Genomic DNA, 20,982 nt, shown 5'->3' on the forward strand with positions numbered 1-20,982 from the left:
CATTTATCTGCTGGGCGTTTAGTACTCGGAATTAACAATCACTTCTTCGTTGTACTTACCCGCCTGCGGCAGCGGTCGATAGGTGGAGTTTGAGGCGCGCAACACGCGGATACCGCGCGCACCCGCTTCACGCGCTGCCGAGATATCGTTATCCGAATCGCCGTAGAAGACCTTTACGCCCTTCTCTTTCAGCCACTGCGTTTTAGTATTCTGGCCCGGTTTGTCACCGGCGAAAATGACCGGATTCATGCTGGTCGCCGGGATCAGGAAATAGTCCTGCAACGTTTTGGAGACCGTTTCCGTTTTGGTTTCGCTACGCCCGGTAATGAAATAGATGCTGTCGCCGCGCTTCACGTGCATCGCAATCAGTGAACGCGCCACTTCTTTTGGAATGCTGAACTCATCCCAGCCATTGTTCATTTTTTCCCAGAACGCCGGATTCTTCAGATACTCTTCGCTGCCCGGAGACCAGGTTTTCTGCCCGCGCCAGAAGCCGGGGCTGGAAAACAGCACCGTATCATCGATATCAAAACCCACCGCCATCGGTGGATGATTCATCAGGCTGTTTTCAATTTGCGCCACTGATACCCAGTGGATGGGAGCCTGTTCGGCCAGTTTAGCGACATCCGTACCCGGATAAAGCGGAGAAGGTGATGAAGCGTGAGCGGTAACCGTGTTATTTAACGCGAACAACAAACAAACGGCGCTCAGCGCCTGTGTGATCTTGCGCATAGTTTTCCCTAAATCGTCGTCTTGTTTTTGTTTTAAAGTGAGTGATGCTTCAAAAAATTAGAAAGACCTTAACGGTTACAGGGAGTGAAAGAAAGGATTTTCCAGGATTTATCCTGGAAAAAGGATAAGGGATCACATTTTTACAGAGGGGACGCTTCGCGCAGCAGCGTTGCCGCGCGAAGAGTGAGCACTTGCTTACATTACTGCCGCAAATGCCTGCGCAACGCGGTGCACGTTACGGGAGTTTAGCCCGGCAACGCACATACGCCCGCTGGCGATCAGATAGACGCCGAACTCGTCACGCAGACGATCAACCTGCGCAGCGCTCAGGCCGGTATAGCTGAACATACCGCGTTGCTTAAGAAGGTAATCGAAATTCCCCTGCGGCATCGCCTCTTTCAGTACGTTCACCAACGTCTGACGCATATCCAGAATACGTGTGCGCATAGCCTCTACCTCCGCAAGCCACGAGGCTTTCAGCGCGTCGTCATTCAACACGGTAGAGACAAGCTGTGCGCCGGTTGTCGGCGGGCTGGAGTAGTTGCGGCGTACCGTCGCTTTCAACTGGCCCAGCACACGTCCTGCGGCGTCCGCATCTTCACAGACCACGGACAAGCCGCCGATACGCTCACCATACAACGAGAAAATTTTTGAAAATGAGTTGCTCACCAGCACTGGCAAGCCCGCCGCTGCAATCGTACGGATGGCATACGCATCCTGCTCCATGCCGCCGCCAAAGCCCTGATAGGCGATATCAAGGAACGGGATCAGGTTGCGCGCCTTCAGCACTTCCGTCACCGCATCCCACTGGCTGTTAGTCAGGTCAGCGCCGGTTGGGTTGTGGCAGCACGGATGCAGCAGCACGATGCTTTGTGCAGGCAGCGCATTAAGGGTTTCCAGCAACGCGTCAAAACGCACGCCGTTGGTCTCAGGGTCAAACCATGGATACGTTTTGACGGTAAAACCCGCGCCTTCAAAGATGGCGACGTGGTTTTCCCAGGTCGGATCGCTGACCCAGACGCCGGAATTTGGGAAGTAGCGTTTGAGGAAATCTGCACCCACTTTCAGCGCTCCGGAGCCGCCCAGTGTCTGAATGGTGGCGACGCGTTTCTCAGCCAACACCGGGTGGTCAGCACCAAACAGCAGCGGCGCAATGGCCTGACGGTAGCTATTCAGCCCTTCCATCGGCAGGTAAAGCGAGGCGCTATGCGGTTCAGCAGCAAGGCGCTTTTCGGCCTCAGCAACGGCCTGAAGCTGGGGAATGATGCCCTCTTCGTTATAGTACAGGCCGATACTCAGGTTCACTTTGTCGCTGCGCGGATCTTCTTTGAAACGCTCCATCAGCGAGAGAATGGGGTCGCCAGCGTAGGCGTCAACTTTTTGAAACACGAGGTGGTTCTCCAGGTTTACAGAAGGCAGGTAATAACACAATAAACCGGAAGCGGAAGAAGATCGAGAGGATGTTGTCAGGAACATTGTCGGATGCGACTTGCGTCTTATCCGTCCTGGGTGAAAGCACGATTTGTAGGCCGGATAAGCGTCAGCGCATCCGGCACCACAAAATCAGTCGATGTACTTCATCGCCACGCGCGACGTCAGACGTGTAATAAGTTCGTAAGCACTCACTTTTGTGATTTCCGCGATGCGTTCAACGGGGAGTCCTTCGCCCCACATCACCACAGGGTCGCCCGCTTTATCCTGCGCTTCTGGCCCCAGGTCAACGCAGATCATATCCATCGCCACGCGCCCAACAATCGGCACTTCACGGCCATTAACCAGCACCGGGGTGCCGGACGGCGCAGCGCGTGGGTAACCATCGCCGTAGCCCATCGCCACCACGCCCAGGCGCGTATCGCGCTCGCTGACCCAGGTACCGCCGTAGCCGACCGGCTCACCCGCTTTATGCTCGCGCACGGCAATCAGGCTGGAGGTCAACGACATCACCGGCTGGAAACCGAAATCCGGCCCCCAGGGCTTTTGTTCCAGCGGCGATACACCGTAGAGAATGATGCCTGGGCGCGCCCAGTCGAAATGCGACTGTGGCCACAGCAAAATGCCGCCGGATGCCGCGATAGAGCGTTTCCCCGGCTTGCCTTCGCAGAAAGTGTTGAAGATATCGAGCTGTTTTTCCGTCGCACCGCACTCGGGTTCATCGGCACGCGCAAAGTGGCTGACGATGTTGACTGGCTGGCTGACGTTCTTGCACTGGCTCAGACGTTGATAAAACGCGTCCGCCGCTTCCGGACGCACGCCGAGACGGTGCATGCCCGTATCCAGTTTCATCCATACCGTCACCGGACGGCTGAGCTGCGCAGTTTCCAGCGCTTCCAGCTGTTCCATGTTATGCACGGCGGTATGAAGCTGCTGTTCAGCGATAACCGGTAGATCGGTGGCGTTGAAGAAGCCTTCCAGCAGTAAGATGGGCTGGGTAATGCCGCCCTCGCGCAACCGCAGGGCCTCTTCCAGACGTGCGACGCCAAAGGCGTCGGCATCGGGGAGCGTTCGCGCGGTCTCCAGAAGACCGTGTCCGTAGGCGTTCGCTTTCACCACCGCAACCAGTTTGCTGGCAGGCGCCAGTTCACGCAGACGTTGCAGATTGTGTCGCAGAGCGCGGCGGTTAATCACTACAGTTGCCGCTTGCATTTGTGTTCCTTGAAAAGTGTTTGCTTGAGTTACCTGAATCAATATTGTTATTCGTCGTCGTACTGCGGGCCCGCGTAGTTATCGAAACGCGACCATTGACCGTTAAAGGTAAGTCGCACGGTACCGATCGGGCCGTTACGCTGCTTACCGATAATAATCTCGGCAATGCCTTTTAAGTCGCTGTTTTCGTGATAAACCTCATCACGGTAGATAAACATGATTAAGTCGGCATCCTGTTCGATTGAGCCAGATTCACGCAGGTCGGAGTTGACCGGGCGCTTATCGGCACGTTGTTCCAGTGAGCGGTTAAGCTGCGACAGCGCCACCACTGGCACATGTAATTCTTTCGCTAACGCTTTGAGCGAGCGGGAGATTTCCGCGATTTCCAGCGTACGGTTGTCCGAAAGCGACGGTACACGCATCAGTTGAAGGTAGTCGATCATGATAAGGCCGATACCGCCATGCTCACGAGCAATACGTCGCGCACGAGAGCGCACTTCTGTCGGCGTCAGGCCGGAGGAGTCATCGATGTAGATGTTACGCTTCTCAAGCAGAATGCCCATCGTGCCGGAAATACGCGCCCAATCTTCATCATCCAACTGACCGGTACGGATTTTGGTCTGATCAACGCGCGACAACGACGCCAGAGAACGCATCATAATCTGTTCCGATGGCATCTCCAGCGAGAAGATTAATACCGGTTTATCCTGCAACATCGCCGCATTTTCGACGAGGTTCATTGCAAATGTCGTTTTACCCATCGAAGGACGCGCGGCGACGATAATCAAATCTGACGGCTGCAAGCCCGCAGTTTTCTTATTGAGATCGTCATAGCCGGTGTTTACGCCGGTTACACCATCGTGCGGCTGCTGGAAAAGTTGCTCGATACGCGCGACGGTGGCGTCCAGCACATCGGCGATATTTTTCGGGCCTTCATCTTTATTGGCGCGGCTTTCCGCGATTTTAAAGACGCGGGATTCCGCGAGATCCAACAAATCTTCGCTGGTACGCCCCTGAGGATCAAACCCGGCCTCGGCGATCTCATTCGCTACCGAGATCATTTCACGGACAACGGCGCGTTCGCGGACGATATCAGCATAAGCGCTAATGTTCGCCGCACTTGGCGTATTTTTTGACAATTCTGCCAGGTAAGCAAAACCGCCGACGCTATCAAGCTGCCCCTGACGCTCCAGCGATTCCGCGAGCGTAATCAGGTCGATCGGGCTGCCTGTTTCCTGTAAACGCCCCATTTCGGTAAAGATATGGCGGTGCGGACGGGTATAAAAATCATCAGATACGACACGCTCGGCAACGTCGTCCCAGCGTTCGTTATCCAGCATCAAACCGCCCAACACCGACTGTTCCGCTTCAATCGAGTGCGGCGGCACTTTCAGCCCGGCGACCTGAGGGTCACGCTCACGCGCTTCAGTCTGTTGTTTGTTGAAGGGTTTATTTGCTGCCATAGTGAATGGAGTTACCGAGATAAAGGTTTAAAGGTTTAAAGAAAGAAAGAGGCAAAAGATTACCACATTGTTCAGGAGGAAGCATGGCAACACGCATCGAATTTGACAAGCATGGCGGGCCAGAAGTACTGAAAGCCGTCTCGTTCACCCCCGCCGATCCGGCCAGTCATGAAGTACAGGTCGAGAACAAAGCTATCGGCATTAACTATATCGATACCTATATCCGCAGCGGGCTTTATCCGCCGCCGTCGCTGCCCAGCAGCCTGGGTACTGAAGCGGCTGGCGTGGTGAGTAAAGTCGGCAGCGATGTGAAGCACGTTAAACCAGGCGATCGCGTGGTCTACGCCCAATCTGCTCTGGGTGCATACAGCGCAGTGCATAACGTGGCAGAAGATAAGGTTGCGATTTTACCGGATGCCATTTCCTTTGAGCAGGCGGCGGCCTCGTTCCTGAAGGGATTAACGGTGTTCTATCTGCTGCGTAAAACCTATGAAATTCAACCGGACGAGCCGTTCCTGTTCCATGCCGCTGCGGGCGGTGTAGGGCTGATTGCCTGTCAGTGGGCGAAAGCGCTGGGCGCGAAGCTAATCGGTACCGTCGGCAGCGCAGAAAAAGGCAAGCGTGCGCTGGAGGCCGGTGCATGGCAGGTAATTAATTATCGCGATGAGAATATCGTCGAACGTCTGAAGGAGATCACTGGCGGTAAGAAAGTGCGCGTGGTGTATGACTCGGTCGGAAAAGATACCTGGGAAGCGTCGCTGGATTGTCTGCAACGTCGCGGGTTGATGGTGAGTTTCGGTAATTCTTCCGGGCCAGTGACAGGCGTGAATCTGGGGATTCTCAACCAGAAAGGTTCGCTGTATGTGACCCGCCCTTCCCTTTATGGCTATGTGACAACGCGCGAAGAGTTGCAGGAAGCGAGTAACGAGCTGTTCTCGTTGATTGCCAGCGGAGTGATTAAAGTCGATGTAGCGGAAAATCAGAAGTTCGCGCTGACGGATGCGAAGCATGCGCATGAGGTACTTGAGAGCCGTGCGACGCAGGGTTCGAGCTTGCTGATCCCCTAGAAAAGCTTAGGGCTTCCACCTGGGAAGCCCTTACTTTTTTTAGTTCGGCTGTATGTAGGGTACAGCTCGATGAATTCGTTAACCGCGCAATAGTGACAGATTTATTACGCGAAACCTACGCCGTTTTATGCAAAATTTCTATTGTGTGACGAACGCCTCAATACCTTAGTAACGCCAACGGTTATTACTACGATACTCCCTACGATACTCGGGAATCTTTGGCATTTTAATCGCCCGAATCACCCACACGACCGCAACCGCCAGCAGCAACCAGGGCAGTAATTTAAACATCAGCGCGAATAAGCCGCCCACAAACATCAGCGCCGTGGCGACGAAAAGCGCGGCAATAATGCCCAGTAGTGAAACGCCCGTTACCAGCAGCATCACAAAAAATCCAATTACAAACAGTAGCTCAAACATGGCTCTCTCCCAAAGATATCGTCATTCTCTGTCTGTGCTTTTACAAGAATCATGCCAAATTTAACGTATTGATATTCCATAAAAAAGCCCGGCAACATTGTGCCGGGCGTGGTGAATTTGACCAGGATTTAGTGAAATATTAACGTTTATCGGCAACCAGCTTCAGCGCATGCTCCAGCACGTTAATATCCGCCCCGGCTTTATGGGCGTTCTCGCTCAGGTAGCGACGCCACTGGCGCGCGCCCGGAATGCCCTGGAACAGACCCAGCATATGACGGGTCACGTGTCCCAGATAGGTGCCGTTACTCAGTTCGCGTTCGATGTAGGGGTACATCGCGCGCACCACCGCAACCGGGTCTGCATCCGCGCCTTCGACACCAAAGATTTCGCGATCGACTGTCGCCAGGATGCCAGGATTCTGGTACGCCTCACGCCCGACCATAACGCCATCCATATGTTCCAGATGGGTTTTCGCCTCTTCCAGCGATTTAATGCCGCCGTTGATCGACATGGTTAGATGCGGGAAGTCACGTTTGAGTTGATACACGCGCGGATAGTCCAGCGGCGGGATCTCACGGTTCTCTTTCGGGCTGAGGCCTGAAAGCCAGGCTTTACGCGCGTGGATGATAAACATCTCGCACTCGCCGCGCCCGGCAACAGTATTGATAAAGTCGCAGAGAAATTCGTAGCTATCCTGATCGTCAATGCCGATACGCGTTTTAACCGTCACAGGAATAGATACCACATCACGCATCGCTTTCACGCAGTCGGCGACCAGTTGGGCATTACCCATCAGGCAGGCGCCGAACATGCCATTTTGCACGCGATCGGACGGGCAGCCGACGTTGAGGTTAATCTCGTCATAACCGCGCTCTTCCGCCAGTTTCGCACACTGTGCCAGCGCCGCCGGATCGCTACCGCCAAGTTGTAATGCAACCGGGTGCTCTTCGTCGTTATAAGCCAGATAGTCACCCTTACCGTGAATAATCGCCCCGGTGGTGACCATTTCCGTGTACAGCAGCGTGTGGCGCGACAACTGGCGCAGGAAGTAGCGGCAGTGTCTATCGGTCCAGTCGAGCATCGGCGCGATGGAGAAACGGTGTGCAGGGAAAACGGTGGACGAAGATTCTGGCATGGCGATTTATTAAGCATTCTGAAAAAGGGGCGCTACTATAGCACAAAGAAAAAGCCGTGAGGCAAGGTTGCGATGGCGCATTGGCAATGAGACGGTGAATTGCCCGGGGCGCTTCGCTTGCCGGGCCTACGGTGGCTAAGGTGCGGCTGGATGCCCGGGGCGCTGCGCTTGCCGGGCCTACGGTGGCTAAGGTGCGGCTGGATGCCCGGGGCGCTTCGCTTGCCGGGCCAACAAACGGCATACACGTGGTAGGCCGGATAAGCGTAGCGCATCCGGCAAAAGGCTCAGAACGTGACGCTTAACTGCGCACCCGCCCCCCAGGTTTCATCTTCCCCCACCAACCCCATCAGATCGACATGCACGCGGTTAAACGGCGCAAAACCGACACCGCCGGTGAAAACATTACTGTCATTATTCTTCACGTCCGCACGATAACCGGCACGTACGGCGAGCCAGTCAAGCGGGCGAACTTCCGCCCCGACGCCAACATACTGCGAGTTATCCTCGCTTTTAAATCCCTTCGTTTCGGTCAGGTCGCTATCGGCACTCACCGTCAGCAAATCGTTATGCCACGCCACCCCAGCAGTCACCAGCGGGCGGATCTGGTAGGTATCTTTATAGTTGGTTGTCACGCCCGTTTCGCCGTTAGTGATAAAGACATCTTTGGTATCGATATCACGGGAGATCAGATTTTGCCCGCTCACCCCCACCGTCCAGTTCTCGCCAAAGTCTGCCGCAACACCGGCATCGACGTTGAAGCCGGTATCATCGTTGCGATAGCGGCTGCTGTTCCAGTCGCTGCTATCGTAGTTGTAGATGGAGGTGGTGTAGTTATAGAGCCAGGTTTTTTGCAGCTTTGGCGTGATGCCGACCGAAACGGGCACATCGCCCAGCTCAAACTGCCGCGCCACCGCGACGCCGTAGTCAGAGACAATCGCCACCCGGCCCGATGCGGTAGAATTGAGGTGTTTGGTGATTTCATCCGAGCCCCCCACCACCGCTTTCCCGGCCTCAGCGATCGCCGTCACCTGGCTGCGTTCAATCCCCCGCAGATAGTCGATATCGCCCTGATCGATTGCAGAGCTCACCCGCCCATGCGCGTAGGCTTTAGTGACAAACGCCACCGAGAGCACGTCGTTTGGAATACTGACGGCAATCCCTGCTCCTCCGCTGGCGCGCGCGGTTTTGCCCTTGAGGTAGTCCAGCTCGCTCGCCAGATCGCCCGCCGCCCCCTGAAACTGCCCTAACGTACCCTGAGGATCCAGCAAAATATCCTGCAAGGTTAGATCGTTAAGCACGCCGCGATAGTTATTAACTTTGTCATTAATATCGTCGATTTCATCCTGGAGATTGTCTTTATCCGTAATTTGCGCGCCCACGGCAGGAAGAATCACCGTAATGTCATCGTCCGGTTTGGCTTTCGCCAACAGCGCCGGGTTAATCAGTACGCCGCTACCGTAATGTGCCGACGCAACGCCGGTACCCCCCATCGCATCATTTCGCGCTTCTGACCAGGTATTAGCCGCATGCGCCTGATTTGCCATAAATAAAGACGCCGTCAAAGGAATAAGCGAATATTTAATGTTTTTTTTCACAGTCTTACCGTTTATTTGCAGGTGAAAATGCCCCCATGCGAATAACGCATAAGGGAGAACGATTGCTGTGAAAAAGCGGAATTACGTGTGAAAAAACAGGATATAACAGGCTTTTCGCCCTATCGTTATTATTAATTTACCCTTCCTATTTATAGATGAGCGACACAGCGCTTCCCAGCATTTATGCCGTTCAGACCGGCTAAATGACGCGGTTTAGGATTTACCTCAGGTTGGCGATTATTCAGGCACTCGGTGTTTTTGCCATAACATGGTAAAGTAGAGGTCTATTTCCCCCGTAGCGCGAGGACGCATAATGGATAAGACCACTTCGCAAGATATGTTGGCGCAGGCTGAAAAGCTGTGTGCGCAGCGCGGCGTGCGCCTGACTCCACAGCGTCTGGAAGTGCTACGTCTGCTGAGCCTGCAACAGGGTGCGATCAGCGCATACGATCTTCTCGATCTGTTACGCGTGAAAGAGCCGCAGGCCAAGCCGCCTACCGTTTATCGCGCACTGGAATTTTTACTCGAGCAGGGCTTTGTCCATAAGGTGGAATCCACCAACAGCTATGTGCTGTGCCATCTTTTTGATCAACCGACGCATACATCGGCGATGTTTATTTGCGATCGCTGTGGTGTGGTGAAGGAAGAGTGTGCGGAAGGCGTGGAAGATATTATGCATATGGTCGCAGCACGAATGGGCTTTGCGCTACGCCATAATGTGATTGAAGCGCACGGTCTGTGCGCAGAATGTGTGGAAGTAGAGGCATGCAGTTCACAAGAACATTGCCACCACGACCACACGATTCAGATCAAGAAAAAGGCACGGTAATACGAGGGTTGGCACGTCCTTGTACCAGCGGGCAGGATACGCTTATTGAGGGGAGTTAAGCGTTACGCCGTCAGCGAGACTACCAACGGTAGTCGTTATGGGTTTCCCAATCGCTCACTTCTTTCTCTGCCTGGTCTTTGGCATATCCATAACGTTCCTGGATTTTACCGACCAGCTGATCGCGTCGGCCTTCGATAACGGTCATGTCATCGTCGGTCAGTTTGCCCCATTTCTCTTTCGCTTTACCTTTGAACTGTTTCCAGTTACCGCTGAGTTCGTCTTTGTTCATCATCAGCTCCTTATCATTCGATCATGGATGAGATATCACTTCGTCCTTCGGCGTTCATTTCTGCTGAACGTGATAATAAGTGTAGAAGAGGATATCGCTGACGATTCACTATTCAGAATCTTTAACCATCCTCGCCGTTATGTCTGCGAAGAGAACCAGGTGCCTTTTTGCCAGTGGCGACGCCAGATAACCGCCAGCGACAGGCCACGCAGTGCAAGGAACACCGCCAGCGCCAGCCATAAACCGTGATTGCCTAATACCGGCACCGTCAGCAGCGTTAGGGCGAACCCGGCGGCGGCAACGGCCATACTGTTACGCATTTCCGCGCCGCGTGTTGCGCCGATAAACATGCCGTCCAGCAGGTAGCACCAGACACCAATTACCGGCAATATGGCCTGCCAGAGCACATAGCGATCGGCGAGCTGCTGCAACGACGGCAGCGACGTCAGCATCGCCACGATATGACTGCCCGCCAGCGCGTACACCAGCGCAAAAACCAGTGCAACAATCCCCGCCTGGCGGCAGGCCGCGTGCCAGACCTGTTGCAACTGACTGTCATCACGCGCGCCGTAAGCCTGCCCGGAGTGCGCTTCCACCGCATAGGCAAAGCCATCCAGCGCGTAGGCGGTGAAGGTGAGCATGGTCATTAGCACCGCATTGACCGCCACCACATCGCTGCCCAGCCGCGCACCGAATACGGTCAATGCGCCAAAACAGAGCTGAAGTAATAGCGAGCGCAGCATAATGTCGCGATTGAGCGCCAGCAGGCTGCGCATATTTCCGCGCCAGGCCGTCTTCAGCATGTCAGAGGTAATCCCGCGCAGCACCAGCACCTTACGCGCCATCAGCAGGCCAATGATCATCGTGGCATATTCGGCAATCACCGTCGCCAGCGCCGCCCCCTGCACGTTCATATGCAGGCCCATCACCAGCCACAGGTCGAGGACAATGTTCAGGACGTTGCCGACGATCAGCAAAATCACCGGCGCACGCGCGTACTGAACGCCGAGCAGCCACCCCAGCAGCACCAGGTTCGCCAGCGAGGCGGGCGCGCTTAACCAGCGAATTTCAAGGAAGCGCCGCGCCTGCTCGAGCACTGCATCGCTCCCGCCAACAATGGTGAGCGCCAGATTGATAAGCGGCCCTTTAAACACCACGATGAGCAGACCAGCGCCTAACGCCAGCAACAGCGGTTGCACCAGCGCACGGGCAAGCCGGAGGGGATCTTTCGCGCCGAAGGCCTGCGCGGTTAAGCCCGTGGTGCTCATGCGTAAAAAGAGCAGCAGCATAAACAGGAAGCTGGTCGCCGTTGCGCCAATCGCCACGCCGCCGAGATAGACCGCGCTATCCAGATGACCAATCACCGCCGTATCCACAAGACCCAGCAGGGGAACCGTGATATTGGAGAAAATCATGGGAAGGGCGAGACGCCATAATGCCTTGTCGGCAGCCGTGAAGAGCGACATGCTTACGAACCTGAACAGAAAAGAGAACGAACAACGGCGCATGGTGCGCCGTTGTTATCGGGAGAGGATTACAGCCATTCGCCGTTGCGGATCACGCCAACGGCCAGCCCTTCAATGGAGAAGTTCTGACGGCGAAGATCGACGACAATCGGGGAAAACTCGCTGTTTTCCGGCAGCAGTTCGACGACGTTGCCCTGTTTTTTCAGGCGTTTTACGGTCACTTCTTCGTCGATACGCGCAACAACCACCTGACCGTTACGCACGTCCTGGGTTTTATGCACCGCGAGCAGATCGCCGTCCATAATACCGATGTCTTTCATCGACATGCCGCTAACACGCAGCAGGAAGTCAGCATTGGGTTTAAACAGCGAAGGATCGACCTGATAGTGACCTTCAATGTGCTGCTGCGCCAGCAACGGCTCACCGGCGGCAACGCGGCCAATCAGCGGCAGGCCGGTTTCTTCTTCCACCAGCAGGCGAATACCGCGCGATGCGCCCGAAACAATTTCTATGACGCCTTTACGCGCCAGTGCTTTCAGATGCTCTTCCGCCGCATTCGGGGAACGGAACCCCAGGCGCTGAGCAATTTCCGCACGTGTCGGCGGCATGCCCGTTTGGCCGATATGATCTCGGATGAGATCAAACACCTCTTGCTGCCTGGTCGTTAACGCTTTCATTCCGCCCCCTGGGTGTATATACAGTTATGCTGTGAGTATATACAGTTAACGGCTATTTTGGAACCGCAAAACGCACAAAATACAGGAGTTTTCGCAGATTATGCGAGGCTCAGTGGAAATGCGACCACAGCAGTACGGCCCAGGTCATCACCGCGACGAAAATCGCCAGCAATACCGCCGCAGAGCCCATGTCTTTTGCCCGCCCGGAGAGTTCGTGATACTCCGAACCAATGCGGTCGACCACCGCTTCCAGCGCACTATTGAGAATTTCCACTATCATCACCAGAAGGACGGAGCTTATCAGCAAGACGCGGGTAATGGCGTCAACGTCCAGCCAACACGCGATGATAATGGCCACAACCGAGGCGACCCCTTCCTGGCGGAACGCAGCTTCGTTTATCCACGCTGCGCGAAAACCTTTCCAGGAATAACCAGCCGCTTTGATAATTCGGGTGAGTCCAGTGGTATTATTGGCCATTAAATAGAACCTTTTAGCGTTATACGCATCAATGACAGTAGCTGTTATCGGCGGTAGAACAGAAATCCTGCTGACTTTCTGATATTCTTGCCGCGCATTTGCATGATTAACCAGAGGCTTTACATCGTTTATGTCCGGTTGGCCACGAATTTACTACAAATTACTGAATTTACCATTAAGCATACTGGTAAAAAGCAAGTCTATTCCGGCAGAGCCTGCCCAGGAATTGGGGCTCGATACCTCGCGCCCGATCATGTACGTCCTGCCTTATAACTCGAAGGCCGACTTACTGACCTTGCGCGCCCAGTGCCTGGCGCACGATCTCCCCGACCCGCTTGAGCCGCTGGAGATCGACGGCACCCTATTGCCCCGCTATGTGTTCATCCATGGCGGCCCGCGCGTGTTCACCTATTACACGCCGAAAGAAGAGTCTATCAAGCTGTTCCACGACTATCTCGATCTGCATCGCAGCAATCCGAATCTGGACGTGCAGATGGTGCCGGTATCGGTGATGTTTGGTCGTCGTCCGGGGCGTGAAAAAGGCGAGGTGAACCCGCCGCTGCGCATGCTAAACGGCATCCAGAAATTCTTCGCCGTCTCCTGGCTGGGCCGTGACAGCTTTGTGCGCTTCTCGCCGTCCGTCTCGTTGCGCCGTATGGCCGATGAACACGGTACCGATAAAATTATCGCGCAAAAACTGGCGCGCGTGGCGCGTATGCACTTCGCTCGCCAGCGTCTGGCGGCGGTAGGCCCGCGACTGCCGGCACGTCAGGATCTCTTCAATAAGCTGCTCGCTTCGCGCGCGATTGCCAAAGCGGTTGAAGACGAAGCACGCAGCAAAAAAATCTCCCATGAGAAAGCGCAGCAGAACGCCATCGCGCTGATGGAAGAGATTGCCGCCAACTTCTCCTACGAGATGATTCGCCTGACTGACCGCATTCTGGGCTTCACCTGGAACCGGCTTTATCAGGGGATTAACGTGCACAACGCCGAGCGCGTTCGCCAGCTGGCGCACGACGGCCACGAGATTGTGTATGTGCCGTGTCACCGTAGCCATATGGACTACCTGCTGCTCTCCTATGTGTTGTATCACCAGGGGCTGGTGCCGCCGCATATTGCCGCCGGTATCAACCTGAATTTCTGGCCAGCCGGCCCGATTTTCCGTCGTCTGGGCGCATTCTTTATTCGCCGTACCTTTAAGGGCAACAAACTCTACTCCACCGTGTTCCGCGAGTATCTCGGCGAGCTGTTCAGCCGGGGTTATTCTGTTGAATACTTTGTGGAAGGCGGGCGTTCCCGTACCGGTCGTTTGCTCGATCCGAAAACCGGTACACTGTCGATGACCATTCAGGCGATGCTGCGCGGCGGCACACGTCCTATCACGCTGGTGCCGATTTACATCGGTTACGAGCACGTGATGGAAGTCGGTACGTATGCAAAAGAACTGCGTGGCGCGACCAAAGAGAAAGAGAGTCTTCCGCAGATGCTCAAGGGCTTGAGCAAACTGCGTAACCTGGGCCAGGGCTACGTTAACTTCGGCGAGCCGATTCCGCTGATGAACTACCTGAACCATCACGTACCGGAGTGGCGCGAGTCTATCGATCCTATCGAAGCCATTCGTCCGGCATGGCTGACGCCGACGGTTAACGGTATCGCCGCCGAACTGATGGTGCGCATCAACAACGCAGGCGCGGCGAACGCCATGAACCTGTGCTGTACTGCGCTGCTGGCGTCTCGTCAGCGTTCACTGACCCGCGAACAGTTAACTCAACAGTTGGATTGCTACCTGTCGCTGCTGCGCAACGCACCGTATTCGCCGGACGCCACCACGCCAAACGTGACGGCAGGCGAGCTTATCGACCACGCGCTGCAGATGAACAAGTTCGAAGTCGAGAAAGATACCATCGGCGATATCATCATTCTGCCGCGCGAACAGGCGGTGTTGATGACCTACTATCGTAACAATATCGCCCATATGCTGATCATGCCGTCTCTGCTGGCGACCATCATGACCCAGCATCGCCATGTTTCTCGCGCGGATGTGCAGAACATGGTTGAAGTGCTCTACCCGATGCTGAAGGCCGAGCTGTTCCTGCGCTGGGAAAAAGCAGAGCTGGCGTCGGTGATTGATACGCTGGTTGACGAGATGGAGCGCCAGGCGCTGATCACCCGTCAGGGCGATGAGCTGCATATTAATCCGTCGCACTCCCGCACTCTGCAACTGCTGGCCGCAGGCGCACGTGAAACGCTGCAACGCTATGCCATTACGTTCTGGCTGCTGAGCGCGAACCCATCGATGAACCGCAGTACGCTGGAGAAAGAGAGCCGTACCGTGGCGCAACGTCTGTCGGTGCTGCACGGTATTAACTCGCCGGAGTTCTTTGATAAAGCGGTGTTCTCATCGCTGGTGCTGACGCTGCGTGATGAAGGCTATATCAGCGACAGCGGCGACGCCGAGCCGGAAGAGACGATGAAGGTTTACCAGATGATGGCGAACCTGATCACCTCAGACGTGCGTTTGACGATTGAGAGTGTGACGCAGGACGAAGAACCGGCGCCGAAAGACGCCTGATGCGCTTCGCTTATCAGGCCTACGGGTTCGGAGCTTGTAGGGCGGGCAAGCGTAGCGCCCCCGCCATAAAAAAGCCGGATGAAAATCCGGCTTTTTCGCTTTTAGAAGTGCCAGTAACTCATCGCCAGACCGATAAACAGCACCAGCCCAACGTAGTTATTGTTCATAAATGCCTGGAAACAGGCCGCGCGTTCCCGGTGTTGAATCAGCTTCTGCTGGTACGCAAACAGCGCGCCCGCAATGAAAATAGACCAGTAGAACTCCCAGTTAAGCCCGTTCAGATAGCCAATCGCCGCCATCAATACCAGCACGCCAATCTGCAAAATACCGATAATTAAGCGGTCGTACTGACCAAACAGAATCGCCGTCGATTTCACGCCGATTTTCACGTCATCGTCACGGTCAACCATCGCATACTGCGTGTCATACGCCACCGCCCACAGGATGTTTGCCAGTAGCATCAACCAGCAGCTCAGCGGCAATGATTCACTGACGGCGGCAAATGCCATCGGAATTGACCAGCCGAACGCGGCACCCAGCACCACCTGCGGCAGATGGGTATAGCGCTTCATAAACGGATAAACCCACGCCAGCGCCAGTCCCGCGACCGAAAGCAGAATGGTCATGGTATTGAGCGTCAGCACCAGCAGGAACGACAGAAGAACCAGCACGGCAAACAGTGTCCGCGCCTCTTTTTCCGTCACCGCACCGCTCGGTAACGGGCGATTGGCGGTACGTTTTACATGACCATCAAATTTGCGGTCAGCATAGTCATTCACCACGCAACCAGCGGCGCGCATCAGCCAGACGCCCGCGACAAACACCGCCAGAATCCACAACGGTGGTACGCCGGGCGCGGCAACCCATAACGCCCATAAGGTCGGCCACAGCAGCAGCAAGGCACCAATCGGCTTGTCGGTGCGCATCAGGCGATGAAATGCCAGCAGCTTATTCTGCGTCAGACTCCACTCCATTTTCTCTTCCTCTTAGTACAACGGCGATGCAGGCAGAAACAGCTCTGTCAGGAGCAGCGGTTTCCCACTCAACCGGAGGCGGGAACGACGCCCCCAGAGGTCTGCATGGCAACCTATCTCAATAAAATCACGCGTGAGCATGGAAGACGTAAACAGGTAACGACCCAGCGGCGTCTTACCAAGCTGTTGCAGCGCCAGTTCGGGGCCGCTCAGCGTCGATTCGGGTACCACGGTGCGCCCGGCAAGCCAGGGCTCGCCGTCCACACACAGCAATATTTCTCGTAGCCAGTAGCGTTGCTCGTCGGGCAACAACGGTAACTCTTCCGCTATAGCATCGCGGGTGACAAACCCTTCGTCAATCAGTGTGACGCTGACCACACCATATTGTTCGAAACGTTTGGTCATGGAATCTTCCAGCAGCAGCCAGTCGAGTTGTTCAGCGTCGAGCGAGGGAATGGCGTCAAAATAGTTTAGCGCACGCAGTTGCGTCAGTGCGGGATGCGTCATGCCTGACTCTCCTGTACATAAAGTGACGCTATTGTATCGCAGATTGTGGCGGGCGGGAGTGCAGTAATGGCTAAATACGATCATTGGCGCAACAGTTATGCAACAGCATGGTGCACAACTGAAAAAAAAGTGCGCCCCGAGGGGCGCACCGAAAGGCATAGCCTAAACATCAGCGCTGTGGGGATGTTATTACCCCTTGCCTTTTACAGCGCTGATAAAGGTGGATCTCGCAGAGGTAGAGCCGAGGCGCTCAGCTTCATCCAGCAGTTTCAACGCTTTATCTACATCACCACTCGCAACCGCCTGTTTAATGGCTTTGTTGAAGTAAGATTCGGTGTCATTCAGCATCGGTTCACTTTTCTTCACCGGTGCTGGCGCAGGTGCGACGGCTGCGGCGGCAGGAGCTGTGTAAGCCGGTGCAGCAGTGTTACCCACCGTGACAGGTGCCGGGCCTGAAGAGCCAAACAGCGGGCCAACCAGGACGCTGGAAGTGCTGTTTGTTTTTACCTTCAGTTTCAGCGTGCCATCGGTGATATGACGGGCAATCGGATCCGGGATATCGGGAATCGCGTTACCCACGCCTTTCGCGTAGGACTTAGCCGGATCCAGTAATTTGGTGGTTTGTTGCAGGTCTTTTTCGGTCGTGAACACCAGCACGTACAGTTTCTGCTGACCCAGCGCAGGCGTCAGACGCATTACGCCTTCAAGACGGTCAGCGCTCATCACGCCCGGCTCCTGATAGGTGAAATAGCTTGACGGGAAGAACGCCGATGGCGTCATGTTCTGATCAAGAATCAGAACGTTCGGCGCAAATACGCTGGTTTGTTTATTCACTTCACTGCTGAGTGTAAGGGTGAGTTCGCCTATGTTGGCCGGCACGCTGTAGGCCGCAACCGGGCCGCTGATGCCAGGCGCATTCAGGCTCTGGCCCCCCGTGGAAAGCGTGGTGGTCTGAACTTTAGATTGATCCACCGGCGTCCAGGTCAGTTGCTGTAACGCAGCGGTGGGAATCGTTGGTGCGGCAGAAGTGTTCTGTGGCACATAGTTTACATCTGCAAAGGTGACTGCCGGTACGCTTGCCAGAAGGCCTGCGCAGAGGCTGAGAGCGACGAGACTTTTCTTCATTTTCATTGTTATTACCTCAGATACAGAGCTCAGCGCTCGCCAGGCAATAGCGCGCTGCGCTTAAAGAGAGAGGGGCTTACGCCCCTCTTTTAGGCATTACATTGGGTTAATCGACGATTACCACCAGATTTCCATCTGTGCACCGAAGGACCACTCATCGTTGTCGCCACGGCTGGTTGTGTTGATGCCAGAGTTAGACGCAGCAGCAAAGCGGCTTACAGAGTCACCATCTTTGATGTAACCCCATTTTTCATCCCACTTCGCATAGGTTGCGAAGACACGGATAGCCGGACGAGACCAAATGCTGTCACCCGCCTGCCATTGCTGCGCCAGGGTGATTTTGTACTGGTTGTTGCGATCGCCAGTCTGCTGAGATTTCACGTTGTCGTAGCCAACTTCCAGCAAGGTGCTCATGATAGGCGTCCATTTGTACATTGGACGAACACCTACGGTCCACCAGTCAGTACCCAGGTCGCTATCCAGATCGGTTTTCTGGAACATACCGACGTACATCAGATCCCACTTGTCGCCCAAAGAAATTGCGCCGTGGTCCAGGATACGCCACATGTTACCGTTGTTATTGATGACGTTATTCGCGTAATTGGTCTTCGTGCCATCCGGGTTAGTTACGGTGAAGGAAGAAGAGCCGTAAGAGCCCTGGTTCACACCTTTACCATGAGTGGTCATTGCGTCTGTCGCGTACTGAACCACAAATTTGTTGTAGCCTTTCAGCATGCTCTGTGTGTGTTCAGCGGTGAACATCCAGCCATCTTTCGATGCGCCGTCGGCAAGGCTGTAGCCATCAGTGGTATTGGCGCGACCGTAGTCAACACCTAATTCCAGCACGCCGTCCGGGTTGGTTTCCAGACCCGCTAAACGTACGTCGAATACATCGTTTGCTGTGTCTTTAGTACGGTCGTAAATGTTCTGTGTGCTGAACGCATAAGAACCGCCGGCTTCCTGAGAACGGGTAGCTGCCAGAGACAGTTTACCGAAGCCCAGATCGACGTTTTCGATACCCGCACCAGGGCCTGAAATATCCCAGTAGTAGAAGTCGATCATGTGCACGTCATGACGCTGATAGAAACGCTTACCGGCCCAGATGGTAGAGCCTGGCAGCCAGTCAATCAGGTTTTTACCCTGAACGTTGGCTTCACGGAACGCGGGGTCAGTACCTTCCCAGTCATTCTGTTGAGCAACGGAGTACGCCACGTTGGTGTCAAAGTAGAAGCTCTTATCACCTTCTTTCCACACTTCCTGGCCCAGCTTCAGTTCCGCATAGGTTTCACATTCGTTACCAAGACGGTACTTACTTTGTGCGCCGGTTGCCTGGAAGCACTGTTGTTCACCACCGCTGCCTGTCCAGCCAATACCAGAACGCGCGTAGCCGTGGAAATCGACTGCCAGCGCCTGAGCAGACATAACGCCTGCCGCGACGGCGACTGCCAGGGGAAGTTTGCGCAGAGTAATCATCATTCTATCTCCTGAGATCATTGCTTTTCTTTGAAACACGAACCCTTGTAGCCGGGTTTTGTGCCTTTGTTATGGGAATCAAACGCCGGGCTCTTTATGCAACCGACGACATGCGGTGCCATCCTCACGGAACAGGTGGCAGCGCTCTGGTGGCAAGCCAATAGCGAATGTGGCTCCCTCTTCTACTAACACCACATCATTCTGGCGATAGACCAGGTTCTGATGGATGGCGGGGATCTGGATATGAATTTGCGTTTCGTGACCGAGCTGTTCCACTACGTGGACTTCGCCTTCCAGGGTGACATCAGCGATGTCGCTGGGCAGCAGATGTTCAGGGCGAATACCCAGTGACATATTGGCACCGACCTGGACATTGTTACTTTCTACCGGCAGCCAAACCTGTTGACGGTTTGGCAGCTCAACCTGCACCTGGTCAATCGCCGTTGCCGTGACCTTCACTGGCAGGAAGTTCATTTTCGGCGAGCCGATAAAGCCCGCGACGAAGCGGTCGGCCGGGTAGTGATAGAGTTCAAGCGGTTTACCGACCTGCGCGACACGGCCTGCATCGAGCACCACAATCTTGTCGGCGAGCGTCATCGCTTCGACCTGATCGTGGGTGACGTAAATCATCGTGCGGCCCAGACGTTTGTGCAGGCGGGAAATTTCAATACGCATCTGCACGCGCAATGCGGCATCCAGGTTGGAAAGCGGTTCATCAAGCAGGAACACATTCGGCTCCGCCACCAGCGTACGGCCAATCGCCACACGCTGACGCTGACCACCGGAAAGCGCTTTCGGTTTGCGCTCTAACAGGTGTGCCAGTTGCAATACTTCGGCAACCTGATTGACGCGCTGGTTAATGACCTCTTTTTTCGCGCCAGCCAGTTTCAGGCCGAAGGACATGTTTTCGGCAACAGAGAGATGCGGATACAACGCATAAGACTGGAACACCATGCCCACACCGCGCTCCGCAGGCGGGATGTCGTTCATCCGGGTTTCCCCGATATAGAGGTCGCCGCTGGTAATCGTCTCAAGCCCGGCGATCATGCGAAGCAGTGTAGATTTGCCACAGCCCGACGGCCCAACAAACACCACGAACTCCCCTTCCTGGATATCCAGGTTGATATCTTTCGATACCACCACGTCGCCCCAGGCTTTCGTTACATTTCGCAGTTGTACGTTTGCCATCGCCTTCTCCCTTGTTACAACCCGTCACTATCAGAAACATTCAAGATGGATTGAACTATGGGGTATCCCTTGTTGTCGCGAATCCTCCACCCCCCTTGTTTTTTATGGGGGAGGAGGCGGGAGGATGAGAAAACGCGTTCTGCCACCGGGGGTTAGGGGCGACAGGGAAAATCGTGAGCTGGCCTGCAAAATCGGGGCGTTTTTTATGTGCGCCAGGGCTCATAACTCTGATTTATGTAACAGAGATCACATAAACACCCCCCGGGGCGTAGAGGAAGGGAGGATGGAAAGAGGTTGCTAAAAAAGGAGACTCATCCCTGTAAAAACCACCTCTGTGTATCCACGAGTA

At 54.9% G+C, this 20,982-nt stretch carries 19 protein-coding genes; 3 read left to right on the forward strand and 16 right to left on the reverse strand.

Annotated elements, in window-relative coordinates; genetic code table 11:
• Window positions 1–18: 18 nt before the first annotated feature.
• From aphA to dnaB, 4 genes are all read right to left on the reverse strand, one after another.
• The gene (aphA, locus tag ACOXYR_RS20075; protein ID WP_189624388.1) at window positions 19–732 is read right to left on the reverse strand and encodes an acid phosphatase AphA; all 714 of its coding nucleotides are present in this window, start codon (window positions 730–732) and stop codon (window positions 19–21) included.
• A gap of 195 nt (window positions 733–927) precedes the next feature.
• Entirely contained in the window at window positions 928–2,121 is a 1,194-nt protein-coding gene (tyrB, locus tag ACOXYR_RS20080; RefSeq protein WP_415729077.1) for an aromatic amino acid transaminase, read from the reverse strand.
• A 174-nt stretch (window positions 2,122–2,295) separates the two neighbouring features.
• Window positions 2,296–3,375 carry an alanine racemase gene (gene alr, locus ACOXYR_RS20085; RefSeq protein WP_108476018.1) on the reverse strand — a complete coding sequence of 360 codons (1,080 nt, stop codon included), beginning with the start codon at window positions 3,373–3,375 and terminating at the stop codon, window positions 2,296–2,298.
• A 47-nt stretch (window positions 3,376–3,422) separates the two neighbouring features.
• Complete coding sequence (dnaB, locus tag ACOXYR_RS20090) at window positions 3,423–4,838, reverse strand: replicative DNA helicase (protein ID WP_108476017.1); 1,416 nt, start codon at window positions 4,836–4,838, stop codon at window positions 3,423–3,425.
• 83 nt (window positions 4,839–4,921) lie between these two features.
• On the opposite strand from dnaB, the gene ACOXYR_RS20095 reads away from it, so the two are divergent.
• A complete protein-coding gene (locus ACOXYR_RS20095; protein ID WP_415729076.1) occupies window positions 4,922–5,905 on the forward strand; it encodes a quinone oxidoreductase in 984 nt (327 codons plus the stop codon).
• Window positions 5,906–6,070: 165 nt separating this feature from the next.
• On the opposite strand, the gene pspG is transcribed toward ACOXYR_RS20095, so the two are convergent.
• The 3 genes from pspG to ACOXYR_RS20110 all read right to left on the reverse strand — a co-directional run bounded on the left by pspG (window position 6,071) and on the right by ACOXYR_RS20110 (window position 9,055).
• The gene (gene pspG / locus ACOXYR_RS20100) at window positions 6,071–6,325 is read right to left on the reverse strand and encodes an envelope stress response protein PspG (RefSeq protein WP_421356476.1); all 255 of its coding nucleotides are present in this window, start codon (window positions 6,323–6,325) and stop codon (window positions 6,071–6,073) included.
• A gap of 139 nt (window positions 6,326–6,464) precedes the next feature.
• The gene (gene dusA, locus ACOXYR_RS20105) at window positions 6,465–7,460 is read right to left on the reverse strand and encodes a tRNA dihydrouridine(20/20a) synthase DusA (protein WP_350437015.1); all 996 of its coding nucleotides are present in this window, start codon (window positions 7,458–7,460) and stop codon (window positions 6,465–6,467) included.
• A 284-nt stretch (window positions 7,461–7,744) separates the two neighbouring features.
• Entirely contained in the window at window positions 7,745–9,055 is a 1,311-nt protein-coding gene (locus tag ACOXYR_RS20110) for a conjugal transfer protein TraF (protein ID WP_407731890.1), read from the reverse strand.
• A 313-nt stretch (window positions 9,056–9,368) separates the two neighbouring features.
• Here ACOXYR_RS20110 and zur point away from each other — a divergent pair, with 313 nt between their 5' ends.
• Window positions 9,369–9,884 (forward strand): zinc uptake transcriptional repressor Zur, encoded by a 516-nt coding sequence (gene zur / locus ACOXYR_RS20115; RefSeq protein ID WP_108476012.1) that lies wholly within the window; start codon window positions 9,369–9,371, stop codon window positions 9,882–9,884.
• 79 nt (window positions 9,885–9,963) lie between these two features.
• Here zur and ACOXYR_RS20120 read toward each other — a convergent pair whose 3' ends face one another.
• The 4 genes from ACOXYR_RS20120 to ACOXYR_RS20135 all read right to left on the reverse strand — a co-directional run bounded on the left by ACOXYR_RS20120 (window position 9,964) and on the right by ACOXYR_RS20135 (window position 12,794).
• On the reverse strand, window positions 9,964–10,173 hold the full coding sequence (locus ACOXYR_RS20120) for a CsbD family protein (RefSeq protein ID WP_108476011.1): 210 nt from the start codon (window positions 10,171–10,173) through the stop codon (window positions 9,964–9,966).
• A gap of 137 nt (window positions 10,174–10,310) precedes the next feature.
• Complete coding sequence (gene dinF, locus ACOXYR_RS20125; RefSeq protein ID WP_189624382.1) at window positions 10,311–11,639, reverse strand: MATE family efflux transporter DinF; 1,329 nt, start codon at window positions 11,637–11,639, stop codon at window positions 10,311–10,313.
• 68 nt (window positions 11,640–11,707) lie between these two features.
• The gene (lexA, locus tag ACOXYR_RS20130; RefSeq protein ID WP_108476009.1) at window positions 11,708–12,316 is read right to left on the reverse strand and encodes a transcriptional repressor LexA; all 609 of its coding nucleotides are present in this window, start codon (window positions 12,314–12,316) and stop codon (window positions 11,708–11,710) included.
• A 109-nt stretch (window positions 12,317–12,425) separates the two neighbouring features.
• Entirely contained in the window at window positions 12,426–12,794 is a 369-nt protein-coding gene (locus tag ACOXYR_RS20135; RefSeq protein ID WP_113859023.1) for a diacylglycerol kinase, read from the reverse strand.
• Window positions 12,795–12,924: 130 nt separating this feature from the next.
• Between ACOXYR_RS20135 and plsB the strand changes: the two genes are divergently transcribed.
• Window positions 12,925–15,366, forward strand: a complete 2,442-nt coding sequence (plsB, locus tag ACOXYR_RS20140) for a glycerol-3-phosphate 1-O-acyltransferase PlsB (protein ID WP_113859022.1) — start codon at window positions 12,925–12,927, stop codon at window positions 15,364–15,366.
• A 101-nt stretch (window positions 15,367–15,467) separates the two neighbouring features.
• Here plsB and ubiA read toward each other — a convergent pair whose 3' ends face one another.
• The 5 genes from ubiA to malK form a co-directional block, all read right to left on the reverse strand.
• Window positions 15,468–16,340: a 4-hydroxybenzoate octaprenyltransferase gene (ubiA, locus tag ACOXYR_RS20145; RefSeq protein WP_108476006.1), complete on the reverse strand. Its 873-nt coding sequence runs from the start codon at window positions 16,338–16,340 to the stop codon at window positions 15,468–15,470.
• Between the two features lie 12 nt (window positions 16,341–16,352).
• Window positions 16,353–16,847 carry a chorismate lyase gene (gene ubiC / locus ACOXYR_RS20150; protein ID WP_108476005.1) on the reverse strand — a complete coding sequence of 165 codons (495 nt, stop codon included), beginning with the start codon at window positions 16,845–16,847 and terminating at the stop codon, window positions 16,353–16,355.
• Window positions 16,848–17,036: 189 nt separating this feature from the next.
• On the reverse strand, window positions 17,037–17,978 hold the full coding sequence (gene malM, locus ACOXYR_RS20155) for a maltose operon protein MalM (protein WP_421356475.1): 942 nt from the start codon (window positions 17,976–17,978) through the stop codon (window positions 17,037–17,039).
• 111 nt (window positions 17,979–18,089) lie between these two features.
• On the reverse strand, window positions 18,090–19,448 hold the full coding sequence (locus tag ACOXYR_RS20160; RefSeq protein WP_108476003.1) for a maltoporin: 1,359 nt from the start codon (window positions 19,446–19,448) through the stop codon (window positions 18,090–18,092).
• A 75-nt stretch (window positions 19,449–19,523) separates the two neighbouring features.
• Window positions 19,524–20,633, reverse strand: a complete 1,110-nt coding sequence (gene malK / locus ACOXYR_RS20165) for a maltose/maltodextrin ABC transporter ATP-binding protein MalK (RefSeq protein ID WP_108476002.1) — start codon at window positions 20,631–20,633, stop codon at window positions 19,524–19,526.
• Between the last annotated feature and the right edge of the window lie 349 nt (window positions 20,634–20,982).

The organism is Pseudocitrobacter faecalis (assembly GCF_965231525.1).
Classification (GTDB): domain Bacteria; phylum Pseudomonadota; class Gammaproteobacteria; order Enterobacterales; family Enterobacteriaceae; genus Pseudocitrobacter; species Pseudocitrobacter faecalis.